Consider the following 17,077-nt stretch of genomic DNA (forward strand, 5'->3'; position numbering starts at 1 on the left):
ACTCCGGTAGAGAGGTACGTCCGCCAAGACATGCCTTACCGCCGGGAGTCCCGCTGTCTGTTCAGTCTGTCATTACGCGTGTGGTCCGGGTCGGGGCAGGTCCGTTCGCGCCGGGTCATTTGGGTGAGCTGACCCAGCAGGTGCCGTTCGAGATGATCGATGCGGTTCTCGCGCAGGTCCGCTGTACCCAGCGGCGGGTGCGGGATCTGCCTTCGCGGGTGGTGGTGTATCTGCTGTTGGCGGGCTGTTTGTTCACCGAGTTGGGGTATCGGCAGGTGTGGCAGCGGCTGGTCGCCGGTCTCGATGGGCTGCCGGTCGCGGACCCGAGCGAGGCCGCGTTGACCAAGGCCCGCCGCCGGGTCGGTCCGGCGCCGTTGCGGGCGTTGTTCGATCTGCTGCGCGGGCCGGCGGCCAGTCTGGCCGGGCCGGTACGCTGGCGCGGCCTGCTGGTCTGCGCGATCGACGGCACCACGCTGAGCGTCGCGGACAGCGCGGCGAACCTGGCCCGGTTCAGCAAGCAGCGCGGGGGCCGCACGGGCGGGTCCAGCTATCCGATGCTGCGGCTGGTCACGGTCATGGCGTGCGGTACCCGGTCGGTGATGGACGCGGTGTTCGGGCCGATCACCGCCGGGGAGAGCACCTACGCCAAGGATCTGCTCGCCCGGCTGCCCGCCGGGGTGCTGCTGCTGGCCGACCGTAACTTCGCCGCCGGGCACCTACTCAAGCTCGTGACCGGCCGCCAGGCGCACCTGCTGGTGCGGGCCAAGACCGGCCGCGGCGGCCCGAAGATGCCGGTCCTGCACCGCTGGCGGGACGGCTCCTACCGATCGGTGTTCGGTGGCCAGCCGGTCCGGGTCATCGACGCCGAGATCAGCATCGCCACCAAGACTGGCACGGTCACCGGCATCTACCGCCTGATCACCACGCTGCTGGACCCGGACGCCTACCCGGCCACCGCGATGCTGCGGCTGTATCACGAGCGGTGGGAGATCGAGACCGCCTACTTGGAGATCAAGTCCAGCATCCTCGGCGGCCGGGTGTTACGGGCCCGGACCCCGGCCGGCGTCGACCAGGAAATCCACGCTCTGCTGGTCACCTACCAGATCTTGCGCACCGCGATGACCGACGCCACCAACGGCCAGACCGGCACCGACCCCGACCGGGCCAGCTTCACCATCGCCCTCAACGCCGCCCGTGATCAGGTCGTCCACGCCGCCGGCGTCATCGCCGGCACCGTCATCGACCTGGTCGGCAAGATCGGCCGTCTCGTCCTGGACAACCTGCTGCCTGAGCGGCGGCTACGCGTCAACGCCCGCACCGTCAAACGAGCGATCTCCAAATACAACGCCCGCGGCCCGAACATCGACCGACGCACCTACCAAGCCACCCTCAGCCTCAACATCCTCGCCGGACCTGCCTTGACGACCAGCCCAGACCCTTAACTACCCGGCATTGAGACTAGCCCCGACCGATCAGCGGTAAGGGCCGCCCGCACGTCGGGTACCCGACTTATCGCCGGGGCGGGATACTGGGCTCTCTCGCGTACGGAGCTGGACATCGACCTCACCTGTGGACACTGCTCCCGGGCAGCCGGGCCGGACGACCGCTTCTGCGGTGGGTGCGGACGGCCGCTGTCCAGGACCTGTGCTGGCTGCGGCCACGCCAACAGCACCGAGGCCAACTTCTGCACCAGCTGCGGCGACCCGCTGCGCGACCACGCCGTGTCGGTGCAGGAGGACCGCCGCCAGGTCAGCGTGCTCTTCATCGACATCGTCGACTTCACGACATACGCCGAGCGGGCCGACCCGGAGCAGGCGCGCGGCCTGCAACAGGCGTACTTCGCCACCGTGCGGCGACTGGTGCACCAGTACGGCGGGGTGGTCGAGAAGTACATCGGCGACGCGGTGATGGCGCTGTTCGGCGCGCCCGTGGCGACCGACAACGACGCGCTGCGCTGCGTCCGCGCCGGGCTGGAACTCCAGCGCAACCTGGCCCGGCAGGCCACCGGGCCACACCCGTTGCAGTTCCGGGTCGGCATCGCCACCGGTGAGGCGCTGGTCGACCTCTCCGCGACCCGGGACGGCGGGCAGGCGTTCGTCACCGGCGACGTGGTCAACACCGCCTCCCGGTTGCAGGGGCTGGCCCCACCCGGCGGGGTCGTGGTCGACGAGAGCACCTGGGCGGCCACCCGGCACGAGATGGAGTACGCCGACCAGCCGCCGGTGCGGCTGCGCGGACGGTCCACGGTCAGCCGGATCTGGCTGGCGGAACGGGCCCGACCCCGGCGCGACCCGCACACCGTCGAGCTGACCCCGATGGTGAACCGGGACCACGAACGCGGCCTGCTGGTCAACGCCCTGCACCGCACCGTCACCGAGCGCACCTCGCAGCTGGTGACGGTGTTCGGCCCGGCCGGGGTGGGCAAGAGCCGGCTGCTGCGCGAGCTGGCCCGGCACGCCGCCAACCTGCCCGGCGCCCGGGTCACCTGGCTGGTCGGCCAGTGCCCGCCGTTCGGCGAGAACGTCACCTACGCCGCGCTGGCCGACATCGTGAAGAGCTGGGTGGGGCTGCCGGACAGCGACGACGCCTCGGCGCTGCGCGAGCGGCTGCGCCAGCGGCTGGGCCGGCTGGCCGACCCGCACGCGGTCCGGCTCGCCGAGGCGCTCGGCCCGCTGCTGGGCGTACCCGGGGAGCGGCTGGCCCCGGTCGAGACCGAGACCGCCTGGCGGCGCTTCCTGCTCACCCTGGCCGCGACCGAGCCGACGGTGCTGGTCTTCGAGGACATGCACTGGGCGGACGCGGCCATGCTGTCCTTCGTGGAGCAGCTCGGCGCGGCGGCCCGCGGGGTGCCGCTGCTGATCGTCGCGACCGCCCGGCCCGAGCTGCGCGAGCGGCACCCGGCCTGGACCGGCACGATCAGCGGCGCGATGTCGATCTCGGTGCCGCCGATGCACGACGGCGACATCGACACCCTCTACTCGCTGTTGCTCGGGCAGGCCACGCTGCCGGTGGCGGCCCGCGAGCCGCTGATCGAGTTCGCCGACGGCAACCCGCTCTATGCCCAGGAGTACGCCCGGATGCTGCTCGACGGCGGCCTGGTCGACCCGGCGGCGAACGCCGTCCGGCTCGACCCGGCCGGCGGGCCCGGGATGCCCCGCACGGTGCAGGCGGTCATCGCCAACCGGCTCGACCTGCTCGACCCGGCCGACCGGGCGGTGCTGCAGGCCGCCTCGGTGGTCGGCGTGCAGTTCTGGCCCGGGCCGGTGGCGGTGGCGCTGGGCCGGCCGGTGGAGTGGGTGGAGCGGGCGCTGCACCGGTTGCAGCGCCGGGACCTGGTCTACGAGCTGCCCAGCTCGTCCATGCCCGGCCAGCCGGAGTACCGCTTCCGGCACATCCTGGTGCGGGACGTCTGCTACCAGCGGCTGCCCCGGGCCGAACGGGTGCTGCGCCACCAGCACACCGCCGACTGGCTGGAACAGCTCACCGACGGCCGGCAGTACGACTTGGCCGAGGTGCTGGCCAACCACCGGTGGACCGCGCACGAGATCGCCCGCACGGTCGGCCTCGACCCGGCGCCGTACGCCGTGGCCACCCGGACCGCGCTGCACCGCGCGGCCCGCCGGGCGTACGAGCTGCACGCGCTGGACACCGCGGCCACCCTGGTCGACCGTGCGCTGGCCGTGGACTGCGGGCCGGATCCGGCGCTCGAACTGTTCCACGCCGAGCTGGCCTTCTACCGCGACAGCGACGCGTTCCTGGTCGACGGCGGCACGGACACCCTGCTCCGGCTGGCCGACCGGCTGATCGCGGCGGGCGACCGGCCGGCCGCCGCGAAGGCGTGGACGCTGCTGGCCACCGCCGCGTGGAGCCGGGCCGACCGGTCGGAGACGCTGCGCTGCCTGGACCGCGCGATCAGCCTGCACGACGGCCTGCCGGACACCCAGGAGAAGGTCGGCGCGCTGTTGGAGCTGGCCCGGGTGCACATGCTCAACGCGGAGACGGAGCCGGCCTGCGCGGCCGCCCAGGCGGCGGCCGAGCTGGCCGAGCGGCTGGGCCTGCACGAGGCGCTGGCGAACGCCCGGATCACCCTCGCGGTGGCCCGCTACCTGGCCGGCGCCGAGGAGGCGTACGCGGAGCTGGCCGACGTCACCGAGCAGTGCCGGGTGGAGCGGCTCACCAGCCGCCGCCGGGCGGTGCACAACCTGTCCTGGATCCTGCAGGAGGAGGGCGACCTGGCCGGCTCGGTCCGGCTGATCGACGAGCAGCGCTCCCTCGACCTGGCCGGCGAGCACGGCCTGACCATCGGTTTCGCCGACCAGTGGGCCCGCTCGTACTACGCCGGTGAGTGGGTGGCGGCGTTGGAGATGGCGGACGGGGCGACCCAGGGCCCGACCGCCGAGTGGGACACCCACATCGTGGCGGTCTCCGGCTGGATCCGGGCGCTCGGCGCCGAGCCGGATCCGACCGGCCCCGACCTGCTGGAGAAGGCCCTCGCGGCGGCCCGGCGCAGCGGCTTCCACCGGGTGCTGCGGGTCACCCTGGCGCACGCCGCGCTCTGCCGGGCGGTGCAGGGCCGCCGGGACGAGGCGATGGCGCTGCTGACCGAGTTGGACGAGGACTGGCGGCAGACCCGGATGATCCCGTTCGCCGAGTGGGTGCCGGCGGTCGGGCACCTCGCCGCCCTGCTCGGCGCGGACGCGGCGCGACTCGTCCGGGACCTGCTGCGCCGCTCGCCCCGGATGACCCCGTGGGCGCGGGCCGCCGGGCAGTCCGCCGACGCCACGCTGGCCTGGCGGGACGGCGACCCGCGGGCCGCCGCCGACCTGCTCGCCGCGGCGGCGCAGGGTTACGCGCGGATGACCGACCGGACCGACCACATCCTGGCGACCGCGCTCTCGGTCGGCCCGCTGTCCGAGGTGGACCCGGCCGCCGCGGCCGCCACGCTGACCCGGGTACGCGAGTTCGCCGACCGCAACGCCGCCCCCGGCCTCCTCCGCCTCCCCACCCCCCGCTGACCCCCCTCCCCACCCCACCCGCACACCGCGCGCCCCGTCCCGCGCCTCCCTTCTGGGCCGCGCACGTTCAGAGAACGAGTGGCCAAGACGCCGCGGACAGCCACTCGTTCAGAGAACGTGCGCGCTGGGATCCGGGCGTGGGAGGGGGTGGAGGGGTGGGTCAGGCGGGGACGGGTTCGCGGGGGGTGGGTGGGGTGGGCTGGTTCTTGAGCTTCTGGGCGTAGATGTCGACGTACTCGCGGCCGGAGAGTTCCATCAGCTCGTACATGATCTCGTCGGTGACCGCGCGCTCGACGAACCGGTCACCGGCCAGGCCCCGGTAGCGGCTGAAGTCCAGCGGCGCGCCGAACCGGATCCGCACCCGCTGGAGCTTCGGGAGGAGCTTGCCCGGCGGCTGGATCTCGTCGAGATTGAGCATCACCACCGGGACCACCGGCGCACCGCTCTCCAGGGCGAGCCGGGCCACCCCGGTCTTGCCCCGGTAGAGCCGGCCGTCCGGGGAACGGGTGCCCTCCGGATAGATGCCGGCGATGCCGCCGGCCCGCAGCACCTTCAACTGGGTGTCCAGCGCGGCGCGGGCCGCCCGACCGCCGGAGCGGTCCACCGGGATGGTGCCGGTGCCGACGAAGAACATCCGGGTCAGCCAGCCCTTGATCCCCTTGCCGGTGAAGTACTCGGCCTTCGCCACGAAGGTGACCTTCCGCGGGGTGATCAACGGAGTGAAGATCGAGTCGGAGAAGGAGAGGTGGTTGCTGGCCAGGATGACCGGGCCGGTGTCCGGCACGTGGTGCAGGCCCTCCACCTGCGGGCGGAAGATCAGCCTCAGCAGCGGCCCGAGGAGGACGTACTTCAACAGCCAGTACAGCACCGGCGTCCTTTCCCATGGTGTGTGCCCGGGACAGCACCGACCGGGGTGCCGTCGCCGACGAGCCTACGGAGCGCCGCCACCCGCCACAACGGACGACCGATCAGCGTCGTCACCCGACCGGCGCCCGCCGCCTGCCGTCGCGCCGGCGTCGCCACACCGCCCGCAGTTCCACCCCGATCAGCCCGAGCAGCACGAGCGTGGCCGGAACCACCACCCAGGCCCGCCACCCGCCCGCCTGCACCAGCTCCGGGCCGCGGACGCCAGTGCAGACCAGCGCGACGACCAGCACGGGCAGCCGGGTCGTCGCACGCCGAGCCGCCATCGCCACGCCCTCCCGCCGCGAGCCGAGCAGCGCGCTCTCCAGCCCCTCCACCCGCTCCCGCAGCCACGCCAACTCGACCGCCTCGTCCACCCGCCGCTCCCTCCGCTCGATCGACGCGGCGTCCGTCCGGCGGGTTCGGGCCCACCGCCGGACGGACGCCACCAGGACACTCTGCGACACTCGAAGGGGTCTGCGCAACTAGGTAGGCCTAAAACGGCACTGCCGATCGTCCTACGGTCGCCGGGTGGGTGACGTACCGGGACCCCTGGTCGGTCCGCACGAGCTCCAGGAGATGCTCGGCGTGAGTCGCACCCGGATGCGTCAACTCGTTCGCTATCCCACCTTTCCCGCGCCCTTCCAGCGGCTGCACGGGATGACCGTCTGGTTGCGGGCCGACGTGGAGGCGTGGATCGCCGAGCACCGGCCGCCGCGGGTGACCGACGGCGACGAGCCCGAGTGAGCTGGCACATACACGACCGGCGATACGCCGGGCGGCTCGCCGACTGAGTGGGCGGTCACCTGACGCGCCCCTAGCGGAAACAGACATTCAGCCCCGGTCGCGACCAGCGGCCGGGGCGCCGACTTTGGAAGACGCGACACAACGCACTCCCGGAACCGGGTCCCGACGTGTCACGATTCAAGGCACGGCGTACGGGTGGCGCCGCAGGGGGCGGGAGCGGCCGCGCCGTTCGGCGCGATGAGGAGGATTGTCCGGTGTCAGCGGGTGGAGCCCGCCGGGGGCGGCGGGACAACGGGCTCGACGCGAGCGAGTACGCGGTCGCGGGCGACGTGGATCCGCGCATCGGCGAGCACCTGCTCGACGTCCTCGCGGCCGGCGGGATCGCCGCGTACCTGCAACCGTCGGCCGACCTGAACCCGGTCACCCGCACCACCACGGTCCCGTCCCGCCCGGTCGACCGGCTCTACGTCGACCGGTCGCACCTGACCACCGCCCGCGACTACCTCACCCAGCTCACCGACGAGACGCCCACCGAGCGGCCCCGCGACGACGAGCCCGACATCGAGGCCGAGTGGGCCCGGATCGTGGCCGGCTTCCACGCCACCCCGGCCGCCGGCGACAACCCGTGGCCGGCCGCCGAGGACGTCGACCCGGACGAGCCGACCGCGAGCGGCCCGGTCACCCGCACCGGCGCCGACGAGCCGGCCGGGCCGACCGCCACCGACGTGCGCCGCCTGCCGTACGCGGCGGACATCTCCGGGATCTCGGTGGGGCCTGACCGGCAGGACGAGCCGTCGCTGCTGGACGGGCTGGACACCTTCGGCGCCGATCTGCCCGACGACGAGGACGAGCGCTACACCCCGCCGCCGCCCCCGCCGCTGCCGCGCATCTCCAAGTACGCGGCCGCCGGCGTGCTGGCGGTCGTCGTCGGCTTCACCCTCTTCCTCTTCCCCGACCTGCTCCCGGTGGACCGGGCGGTGGTCACCCTGTTCGGGTTCACCGGCATCCTCGCCGGCTTCGTCACGCTGATCTGGCGGCTGCGCCCCGGCGACTCCGACGACGACCCGGACGACGGCGCCGTCGTCTGACCCTCTACCCGCCACCCCGCGCCGCCCCGACCGTCATCCGCACCTCAACCCGCCCCGGCGCGCCCGACGCCCTGAGCCGGCCCCGCGCGACCGGCCAACCGGCTGCCGCCCCGACAGCGGCCCGCGGGCTCTGGGCCGGCCCCGCACGACCCCGCAGTTCCGGGCCCGCCGGCGCTACCGAGTCGTGCCATCCGACCGGGCGTGTCGTCGCGGATCGGAAAGTGCCCCTGCGAGGGTGATACCTCTGAGTCATTTTGATGACCCGGAGGTATCACCCTCCTTGTCGAGTGGCCCACCCGGCAGTCCATCGACTCGCCAGGTCTCAGTGATCGACTCCGCTCCGCCGTTATCGCGGCGCCCCAGTCGCATGGACACCTCCATGTCGCCGGCACGGAGTCGATCAAGCGGCCGCCGCCCGCCCATCGACCCGGGTGGAGCTCACGTGCCCGCCCGGATGGCGGGACGGTGGTCGGCCCACGCCTCGGGCGTAACAGTGGTGTAACTTACTGTCAGTAGGAATACCGCTGTCCGTCACTTCCCCCGCTGACTGCCCGGTTGTTCCTCGCTCGCGGCAGTCACACCCCTGGTGATCGGAATGCCCGAGATGCGACAGAGTTCCCTCGTAGTGGTGGCCAACCGTCTGCCCATCGACGACAGCGTCGCCCCGGACGGGGCCTGCGAATGGCGCCGCAGCCCCGGCGGCCTGGTCAGCGCGCTGCACCCGCTGCTGCGGGCGGCCCCGGCGACCTGGGTCGGCTGGGCCGGCGGCACCGGGCCGGCGCCCGTCCTGCCGGACGTTGACGGCGTGCGCATGCACACCGTGCCGCTCAGCCAGGCCGACCTGCGGGACCACTACGAGGGCTTCGCCAACTCCACCCTCTGGCCGCTCTACCACGACGCGGTCGAGCAGCCCGTGCACCACCGCCGCTGGTGGGAGGCGTACCAGCGGGTCAACCAGCGGTTCGCCGAGGCGACCGCCGAGGTAGCCGAGCCGGGCGCGCTGGTCTGGGTGCAGGACTACCACCTGCAACTGGTGCCGGGGTTGCTCCGCGCGCTCCGGCCGGACCTGCGCATCGGCTTCTTCCTGCACGTGCCGTTTCCGCCGCCCGAGCTGTTCATGCAGCTGCCCCGCCGGGCCGAACTGCTGCGCGGCATGCTCGGCGCGGACCTGGTCGGCTTCCAGCGGGCGCAGGCCGCGCACAACTTCGCCCAGCTGGCGGTCAAGGTGCTCCAGCTACCGGCCACCGACCGGCGGATCGCCGTGGACGACCGGGTGGTCCGGATCGGCGCGTTCCCGGTCTCCATCGACACCGCCGAGATGGCCGCGCTGGCCAACCGCCCCGACGTGGCCGCCCGGGCGCAACGGCTGCGCCACGACCTCGGCAACCCCGGTCAGGTGATCCTCAGCGTCGACCGGATGGACTACACCAAGGGGATCGAGCAGCGGCTCAAGGCGTACAGCGAGCTGCTCGCCGACGGGCACGTCAAGGTGCGCGACACGGTGCTGGTGCAGGTCGCGGTGCCCAGCCGGGAACGGGTCGGCCAGTACCAGGACCTGCGCGAGCGGGTGGAGCGCGAGGTCGGGCGGATCAACGGCGAGTTCGGCCGGGTCGGCGAGCCGGCCATCCACTACCTCACCCAGCCGTTCGACCCGGCCGAGCTGACCGCCCTCTACCGGGTCGCCGACGTGATGGCGGTGACCCCGCTGCGGGACGGCATGAACCTGGTCGCCAAGGAGTACGTCGCGGCCCGGGTGGACGACGCCGGGGCGCTGCTGCTCAGCGAGTTCGCCGGCGCCGCCGCCGAGCTGTCCCAGGCGTACCTGGTCAACCCGCACGACCTGGAGGGCCTCAAGCAGGGGCTGCTCACGGCGCTGCGCGCGGACCCGGTCGACGTCCGGGAGCGGATGCGGGCCATGCGGGCGCACCTGCAGCGGCACGACATCCGCGCCTGGGCGCGCTCCTACCTCTCCGCGCTCGACGAGAGCGACTCGCTGCTCACCCGGCTGGGCGCCTCCGCCTGACGTCGGCCCCGTCCCCGTGACCATCCGACCCGGCAGCGCGAGGCGGCCGGGGCGGACGGGTCAGGGCCGGTGCTCGGACGCCGGGTCCTTCGCCAGCCAGTCCAGGATCGCGTCGATCGGCTCCCGCCAGCGGGCGTCCAGCATCAGGTCGTGCCCCATGCCGGGGAAGAGCAGCGGCGCCGAGCCGTACCGACGGGCGGCCCGGGTCAGCACCGCCGCCGGGACGATCCGGTCGTCCGGGCTGCCCAGTACCAGCACCGGCGGCCGGCCCACCGCCGGTTCCGGGTCGGCATGGGTGAGCAGCTGCCACTGGGCGCGCCGGGCGGCCCGGCCCAGCCGGGACACGTACCCCCGGGCGTCCGCGTCGGGCAGCTCCCGGCTGAACAGCTGCCGCCGGTTCAGCCGCAGCTGCCCGCCGAACACCGCCGGCAGCGTGCCGGCCGGGTTGCGGCGCAGCGCGGCGCCGAACGTCGCCCAGCCGCCGAGCACCGGCGCGACCAGCACCGCGGCCCGGGCCGGGTAGCGGGCGAGGGCATGCGCCACCACCAGCGCCCCGGCGCCGTGCCCGACCAGCACCGCCTGGCGCGGCAGCCCCGCCGCCACCTGCACCACGTCATGGGCGTACGCCCGCAGCGTCGCCTCCGGCGCCGGGCCGCTGCCGCCGTGCCCGCGCAGGCTCAGCGCGTACGCCGGGAAACCGCGACCGGCGGCGTGCCCCAGCCAGTGCTCGGCGAACGCCCACGCGCCGTGCCCGAACCCCGGCACGAACAGCAGCGGCGGCCGGCCCTCCTCCAGTTCGGGCGTGGCCGCGAGCACCTCGCGCCGGACCGGGCGGACCGGGCGGGCCCACTCCCGCCCCCGCAGCACCCGCACCCGCTCGCTCACGCCGCCGCTCCGCTGCGCCGCGCGGCGCCGTGCGGCGCGGCCGCACTGAGCCGGATGGTTCGCTCACTGCGCTCGCTCACTTGTCCTCCAGGTCGTGCAGCGCGCGCTGGACGGCGCGCAGGTAGTCGGCGTGCCCGACCTCGAACCAGTGCCGGGTGCTGTCCTTGACCGGGCCGGTGTACCGCTCCCCCGCCCGCGCCTGCGCCTTCGCGGCGAACGCCGCGGCCCGGTCCGGGCGGGTCTGCCGCAGCCGCAACAGCCGGGCGAAGAGCACCATCTGCCAGTGCGCGAGCGGGAACAGGCCGGAGTCCGGCTGGAGCAGGCCGGCCACCGCCAGGGTGGGATGCCCGGGGGCGAACGCGTGCAGCCAGAGCGTGGGCCGTCCGGTGCCGCCGTCGTCGCCGAGCACCTTCGGGTCGAGGAACTCGAAGCGCGGCAGGTAGCCGGTGGCGAAGACGACCAGCTCCGGGTCGATCCGGCGGCCGTCGGTCAGCTCCACCCCGTACGCGTCGAAGCGGGCGACGTCCGGCACCGGGCTGATCCGGCCGTGGCCGACGTAGTAGACGAGCTGGCTGTTGGCGATCGGGTGCGTCTCGTAGACCCGGTGGTCGGGCTTGGGCAGGCCGTACCGGGTCAGGTCGCCGACGGTCAGCCGCAGCGTCCAGTGGTAGAGCCACTGGCGTACCCGCCGGGGCACCCGCAGCGCGAGCAGCGAGTCGTTGACCTGGTCGGCCGGGCGACCGAACACGTACTTCGGCGCGTACCAGTAGCCCCGGCGGGTGGAGTGCCAGCACTGGGCGGCCTGCTGGGCGGCCTCCACGGCGATGTCGCACCCGGTGTTGCCGGCGCCGACCACCAGCACCCGCTTGCCGCGCAGCTGCGCCGGGTCCTGGTACGACGAGGCGTGCATGACCTCGCCGCGGAACTGCTCCAGCCCCTCGTAGCGGGGCAGCTTCGGCGACCAGTTGTGCCCGTTGGCCACCACCACCGCCGCGTACCGGGCGGTGCGCTCCGGACCGTAGCCGCCGGTGCTGCGGGTGGTGACGTCCCAGCGGTCCCCCTCGACCGGCTCGACCCGCACCACCTCGGTGCCGAACCAGATGTGCGCGCGCAGGTCGAAGTGGTCGGCGTACCGCTCGAAGTAGGACAGCAGCTGGCTGTGGTGCGGGTAGTCCGGCCAGTCGTCCGGCATCGGGAAGTCCGGGAACTGGGTGAACGGCCGGGACGAGATCAGATGCGTGCTGGCGTACACCGGGCTGCGGTCGTGCCGCCAGTTCCACGCGCCGCCGACGCCGGTCTCCCGCTCGTAGCAGTCGACGCCGAAGCCGTGCTCCTTGAGGTTCTTGATGGCGGTGAGGCCGCTGGCCCCGGCGCCGATGACGCAGACCGTGTCGCCCCGGTCGGAGACCGGGCGGCCGTCCGGGGTCAGGGCGAGCGTGGTCGCCTCCGGGTCGGGCCGGCCGGGGTCGGTGGAGGTGGGCACCGGGGGATTCTCCTTTTGTGCGGCACGAGTGCCGGGTCGCGCGAAATCCTCTCCACATCAGCGCCGGTTGTCCAGCCCCGGTGGCGGCGCGGCCGGTCAGCCGGCGGGCAGCAGCAGGTCGACCAGGACGGGGAAGTGGTCGCTGGCCCGGCGGGTCTGCGGGGTGTCCACCACGTCGTAGTCGACGACGGTGATCCGCGGGTCGACGAAGAGGGCGTCGATCCGGCGGCGCGGGTCCGCGCAGGAGTAGGTGAGCAGGTCGGCGCGGTCCATGGCCACGGCCGCGTCGGTCAGCCCCCGGGCGACGGTGGCCCAGGCCGGGCCGTCCGGCCCCTCGTTCAGGTCCGCCGCGGCGATCACCGGCGTGGCGGCGGCGTCCAGCTCGCGCTTGAGGAGCGCGGCCTGCCCGGGCCGCTCGGCGGGGTCGGTGGACAGGTGCGACCCGGCCACGGTGAACCGGGCGCCGCCGACCACGCACTCGGCGTACGCGGCGCCGCGCAGGTGCCGCCCGGGGGTGAGCGGGAAGCGCTGGCACCGGGTGGCGGTCACCCGCACCCGCAGGCTGGTCAGCAGCAGGTTGCCCAGGGCCGGCAGCCCGCCGGCAGCGACCACCAGGCCGAACGACTCGGCGAGCGCGGCGGACTTCTGCCGCCACCGGAACCGCCGCGGCCCCTCCTGCACCACCACCACGTCCGGGGCGGCGGCGCGGACCACCGCCGCCAGCGCGGCGGTGTCGTCGCGCTGGCTGTGGATGTTGTACGACACGACGCGCAGCGGCACGCCCGGGCTCTGCGTCACCGGCGCCGCCTCAGAGCCGGCGAGCCAGGTCGGCCGCGCCGATCACGCCGGCGCTGTTGCCCAGCTCGGCGGGGCGGATGTCGGCCACCGGCAGCCGGCTGCGCTGGGCCAGCGCCTCGGTGAACGACCGCCGGGTCGGGCCGAGCAGCAGGTCACCGGCCTCGATCACGCCCCCGCCGACCACCAGCACCTGCGGGTCGAGGATCTGCGCCATGTCCGCCAGGCTGGTGCCCAGCCACCGCCCGACCTGCGCGAACGCCTCGATGGAGACCAGGTCGCCGCCCTGCGCCGCAGCGGTGACCATCGGGCCGGTGATCGCCTCGGACTCCCCGCCGGCCAGCTCCAGCAGCGCGGTGGCGCGGTGCGGCTCCTGGCGGGCCGCGGCTCGGGCGAAGCGCACCAGGGCGCTGCCGCTGGCGTACTGCTCGATGCAGCCGAGCCGGCCGCAGCCGCACTGGTGCCCGTCCGGCACGGTGAGCATGTGGCCCAGCTCGGCGGCGATGCCGTTGGCGCCGCGCAGCAGTTCCCCGCCGAGCACGATGCCGCCGCCGACCCCGGTGCCGATGGTGAACATGACCATCGAGTCGTCGGCGTCGCGGGCGGCGCCGTGCCGGAACTCCGCCCAGGCGGCCACGTTGGCGTCGTTCTCCACGATCACCGGCAGGCCGGTCGCGGTGCTGACGTACTCGCGCAGCGGCTCGTCCCGCCAGGCCAGGTTGGGCGCGAAGAGCACGGTGGAGCGGCTGGCGTCGATCCAGCCGGCCGCGCCGATGCCGACCGCGGTGATCGGCTGGCTGGTGGACAGCTCGGCGACCAGCTCGATGATGACGTCCCGGGTCTTGCCGACGTCGTCGGCGGGAGTGTCCCGTCGGGCCTGCACGAGCACCGTGCCGGTGTCGTCCACGACGCCGGCGGCCACCTTCGTGCCACCGACGTCGACTCCGATGGTCAGCGTCACCGCTGCCACTCCCCTCTGCTGTGCCGCCCGCACCGGCCGCGGCCGGTGGGTGCCGAGATGTCTGGTCAGGCCCCGTCGCCCGGAGCGTCCGCGGCCGCGTCGTCGGGCACCCGCGAGGCGGGCACCACCCGACGGTCGGCCGCCGCCCGGGCGGTGCCCGGCGTGGCCGCCCCGGCGACGTCGACGGGCGGCACGGCGGCGGCCGGAGCGGTCACGTCCGCCGCCCGGGTGGCGGTGGACCAGACGTCGGGCTCCGGCGCCGGTTCGGAATCATGCCCGCTTCGGGTGGCCTCGCGCCAGACGCGGTCGTCGTCCACGCCCCGGCCAGCGTCCGCGGCGGGGTGGTCGGGGCCGGTGGCGGCCGTCCCGGCCGGCGGCGTGGTCGTCGGCGACGGCTCCGCCGGAGCGAACGCGCGCAGCAGGCTGGCCACCCCGGCGGCCAGGTCACCGGCGCCGGTGGCGAGCCGCTCGGCGAATTCCGGACTCGGGTCGCGCAGCGCGGTCATCGCGCGACAGATCGGGCAGACGCAGCATTCGGCCGTACCGGTGGCGAAACCGCCGCCGCGTCCGCTGGACGCGCCCGACCCGGCGCTGTGACCGAGGACACTCGACACGATCCCACCGAGCGGACCGAGGCCGCCGGCCGCCGAACCCGACGCGGCCAGCCGCGCGGTGGCCAGCAGCGTGGCGACCAGTCGCTCCGCCTCTTCCCGGGCCGCGCCCGGATCCGTTGCACCCACGCTGGGCTCCTCTACCGGGGCGGCCGGTTCGCCGCCCGCGTCACTGCGCCGCACCGGGTGCTTCTACCCGGCGCTTCAGCTGCTTCAACGCGGTGTCCATGATCATTTTCTCGGCCTTGCGGCGGAACATCCCGAGCATCCCGACGGAGAGCTCCACCTCCAGGGTGTAGGTCACCGTGGTGCCGCCGTCGGGGTTGGCGACCAGGTCGTACGCGCCGCGCTGGGACTTCTGCATCTTCGACGGCGCCACCAGGTGCCACTCGATCCGGGTGAGGTCCTCGGCGTACTCGTAGGCCAGCACGTACTCGTCGGCCAGCACGCCGGCGTCGATGGTGAACCGCACCTGGCTGGCGTAGCCGTCCTCGTACTCCTCGATCACCTCCACCCGCCGGACCGCCTCGGTCCACTCCGGGTAGGCCGGGAAGTCGCAGATGACCGCCGCCACCCGGTCCGGTGGCGCGCCGATGATGATCGACTGGGTGGAGGAGTCCGCCATGGGGGGAGGCTACCCGGCGCCGGGGGCAACCTGCCTACGCCACCCACCTGCCCGGGCGGGTAGGTTTCGACGGGAGCCGACCAGCAGCTGGCGGCCGGCCCCGGTCAGTGTGAGCGCTAGGGAGTGCAGGTGCGCGAGTTCTCCGTCCCGCCGATCGTCACCGTCGGCGACGCGGCCAACCTCACCGACCCGGTCTGGGACAACGCCGAGGTGGCCCCGGACGCGGTCCAGTTCGTCCGGCCAGCCCCGGCCGGCGACGGCCAGGGCTGGGTGGACGTCACCTGCCGGCAGTTTCGCGACGAGGTGGTCGCGGTGGCCCGTGGCCTGGTCGCGGCGGGCGTGCGGCCCGGCGACCGGGTCGGCCTGATGAGCCGCACCCGCTACGAGTGGACCCTCGTCGACTACGCCGTCTGGGCGGCCGGCGGGGTCACCGTGCCGATCTACGAGACCTCAAGCGCCGAGCAGGCCGCCTGGATCCTGGCCGACTCCGGGGCGGTCGCCTGCGTGGTCGAGACCAACGCGCACGCCACCCTGATCGCCGGCGTCCGGGACCGGCTGCCCGAGCTGGGCCAGGTCTGGCAGATCGACCTGGGCGGGGTGGACGACCTGGTCGCGGCCGGCGTGTCGGTCGACCCGACCGAGATCGACCGCCGCCGGGCGGGGCTGCGCTCCGCGGACGTCGCCACCATCATCTACACCAGCGGCACCACCGGCCGGCCCAAGGGCTGCGTGCTCACCCACCGGAACATGTACGCCGACATCGCCAACGCGGTGCCGGTGCTGCCGAACCTGTTCCACGCCGGCGCCTCCACCCTGCTGTTCCTGCCGCTGGCGCACGCCTTCGCCCGGCTGATCCAGATCGGCGTCGTGCACGCCCGGGCCACCATGCGGCACTGCTCGGACACCAAGAACCTGGTCGCCGACCTGCAGGACTTCCGGCCCACCTTCGTGCTGTCGGTGCCCCGGGTCTTCGAGAAGGTCTACAACGCGGCCAAGCAGAAGGCCGAGGCGGACGGCAAGGGCAGGATCTTCGCCCGCGCCGAGGCGGTCGCCATCGCGTACAGCGAGGCGCTGGAGACCTCGCGCGGGCCCGGCCTGGCGCTGCGCGCCCAGCACGCCCTCTTCGACAAGCTGGTCTACGGCAAGCTGCGGGCCGCCCTCGGTGGCCGCTGCCGGGACGCCATCTCCGGCGGCGCCCCGCTCGGCGCGCGGCTCGGCCACTTCTTCCGCGGCATCGGGGTCACCGTGCTGGAGGGCTACGGCCTGACCGAGACCTCCCCGGCGGCCGCGGCGAACCTGCCCAGCGGCACCCGGATCGGCACCGTCGGCCGGCCGCTGCCCGGGGTGACCATCCGGATCGACGACGACGGCGAGATCCTGATCGCCGGCGACCTGATCTTCCAGGGCTACTGGCGCAACGAGGCGGCCACCGCCGAGGCGCTCACCCCGGACGGCTGGTTCCGCACGGGTGACCTCGGCCAGCTCGACAGCGACGGCTTCCTGACCATCACCGGCCGGAAGAAGGAGATCATCGTGACCGCCGGCGGCAAGAACGTCGCCCCGGCGGTGCTGGAGGACCAGGTCCGCGCGCACCCGATGGTCAGCCAGTGCGTGGTCGTCGGCGACCGGCAGCCGTTCATCGCGGCGCTGGTCACCATCGACGAGGAGGCGCTGCCGACCTGGCTGGCCGGCGCCGGCCTGCCCGAGGGCACCACGGCCGAGCAGGTGCGCGGGCACGAGGGGCTGCGGGCCGAGATCCAGCAGGCGATCGACCTGGCCAACCAGGCCGTCTCCAAGGCCGAGGCGATCAAGGTGTTCCGGATCCTGCCCCGCGACTTCACCGAGGCGACCGGGGAACTCACCCCGTCGCTGAAGGTCAAGCGGCAGGTCGTGCACAAGACGTACGCGGCGGAGATCGCCGAGATCTACCAAGGCTGACTA

At 73.9% G+C, this 17,077-nt stretch carries 14 protein-coding genes; 6 read left to right on the forward strand and 8 right to left on the reverse strand.

Features of this window, described 5'->3' with window-relative positions; all coding sequences use genetic code 11:
- Positions 1 to 80: 80 nt before the first annotated feature.
- The gene (locus FHX32_RS01030) at positions 81 to 1,442 is read left to right on the forward strand and encodes an IS4 family transposase (protein WP_486480860.1); all 1,362 of its coding nucleotides are present in this window, start codon (positions 81 to 83) and stop codon (positions 1,440 to 1,442) included.
- A gap of 114 nt (positions 1,443 to 1,556) precedes the next feature.
- Positions 1,557 to 5,015 carry an adenylate/guanylate cyclase domain-containing protein gene (locus FHX32_RS01035; protein ID WP_167182038.1) on the forward strand — a complete coding sequence of 1,153 codons (3,459 nt, stop codon included), beginning with the start codon at positions 1,557 to 1,559 and terminating at the stop codon, positions 5,013 to 5,015.
- 160 nt (positions 5,016 to 5,175) lie between these two features.
- Here the strand turns inward: FHX32_RS01035 and FHX32_RS01040 are convergent, their stop codons facing one another.
- Together FHX32_RS01040 and FHX32_RS01045 are read right to left on the reverse strand one after the other, a co-directional pair.
- Positions 5,176 to 5,883, reverse strand: coding sequence for a lysophospholipid acyltransferase family protein (locus tag FHX32_RS01040; protein ID WP_167178629.1), 708 nt, complete (start codon positions 5,881 to 5,883; stop codon positions 5,176 to 5,178).
- 109 nt (positions 5,884 to 5,992) lie between these two features.
- Positions 5,993 to 6,295 (reverse strand): hypothetical protein, encoded by a 303-nt coding sequence (locus tag FHX32_RS01045; RefSeq protein WP_167178631.1) that lies wholly within the window; start codon positions 6,293 to 6,295, stop codon positions 5,993 to 5,995.
- 154 nt (positions 6,296 to 6,449) lie between these two features.
- Between FHX32_RS01045 and FHX32_RS01050 the strand changes: the two genes are divergently transcribed.
- The 3 genes from FHX32_RS01050 (at position 6,450) to FHX32_RS01060 (ending at position 9,776) form a co-directional block, all read left to right on the forward strand.
- Positions 6,450 to 6,665, forward strand: coding sequence for a helix-turn-helix transcriptional regulator (locus tag FHX32_RS01050; RefSeq protein ID WP_088992707.1), 216 nt, complete (start codon positions 6,450 to 6,452; stop codon positions 6,663 to 6,665).
- 254 nt (positions 6,666 to 6,919) lie between these two features.
- Positions 6,920 to 7,753, forward strand: coding sequence for a DUF308 domain-containing protein (locus tag FHX32_RS01055; RefSeq protein ID WP_167178633.1), 834 nt, complete (start codon positions 6,920 to 6,922; stop codon positions 7,751 to 7,753).
- Positions 7,754 to 8,357: 604 nt separating this feature from the next.
- Entirely contained in the window at positions 8,358 to 9,776 is a 1,419-nt protein-coding gene (locus tag FHX32_RS01060) for a trehalose-6-phosphate synthase (RefSeq protein ID WP_167178635.1), read from the forward strand.
- A gap of 60 nt (positions 9,777 to 9,836) precedes the next feature.
- On the opposite strand, the gene FHX32_RS01065 is transcribed toward FHX32_RS01060, so the two are convergent.
- The 6 genes from FHX32_RS01065 to FHX32_RS01090 all read right to left on the reverse strand — a co-directional run bounded on the left by FHX32_RS01065 (position 9,837) and on the right by FHX32_RS01090 (position 15,136).
- Positions 9,837 to 10,661 (reverse strand): alpha/beta fold hydrolase, encoded by an 825-nt coding sequence (locus tag FHX32_RS01065; protein WP_167178637.1) that lies wholly within the window; start codon positions 10,659 to 10,661, stop codon positions 9,837 to 9,839.
- 76 nt (positions 10,662 to 10,737) lie between these two features.
- Entirely contained in the window at positions 10,738 to 12,144 is a 1,407-nt protein-coding gene (locus tag FHX32_RS01070) for an NAD(P)-binding domain-containing protein (protein ID WP_167178639.1), read from the reverse strand.
- Positions 12,145 to 12,240: 96 nt separating this feature from the next.
- Positions 12,241 to 12,942 carry an endonuclease/exonuclease/phosphatase family protein gene (locus FHX32_RS01075; RefSeq protein WP_167178641.1) on the reverse strand — a complete coding sequence of 234 codons (702 nt, stop codon included), beginning with the start codon at positions 12,940 to 12,942 and terminating at the stop codon, positions 12,241 to 12,243.
- Positions 12,943 to 12,952: 10 nt separating this feature from the next.
- Complete coding sequence (locus FHX32_RS01080; protein WP_167178642.1) at positions 12,953 to 13,900, reverse strand: ROK family glucokinase; 948 nt, start codon at positions 13,898 to 13,900, stop codon at positions 12,953 to 12,955.
- 65 nt (positions 13,901 to 13,965) lie between these two features.
- Complete coding sequence (locus FHX32_RS01085) at positions 13,966 to 14,640, reverse strand: hypothetical protein (RefSeq protein WP_167178644.1); 675 nt, start codon at positions 14,638 to 14,640, stop codon at positions 13,966 to 13,968.
- Between the two features lie 40 nt (positions 14,641 to 14,680).
- Positions 14,681 to 15,136 carry an SRPBCC family protein gene (locus FHX32_RS01090; RefSeq protein ID WP_167178646.1) on the reverse strand — a complete coding sequence of 152 codons (456 nt, stop codon included), beginning with the start codon at positions 15,134 to 15,136 and terminating at the stop codon, positions 14,681 to 14,683.
- 129 nt (positions 15,137 to 15,265) lie between these two features.
- Between FHX32_RS01090 and FHX32_RS01095 the strand changes: the two genes are divergently transcribed.
- Complete coding sequence (locus FHX32_RS01095; protein WP_167178648.1) at positions 15,266 to 17,074, forward strand: long-chain fatty acid--CoA ligase; 1,809 nt, start codon at positions 15,266 to 15,268, stop codon at positions 17,072 to 17,074.
- Positions 17,075 to 17,077: the final 3 nt, after the last annotated feature.

It is taken from the genome of Micromonospora sp. CNZ280 (assembly GCF_011759515.1).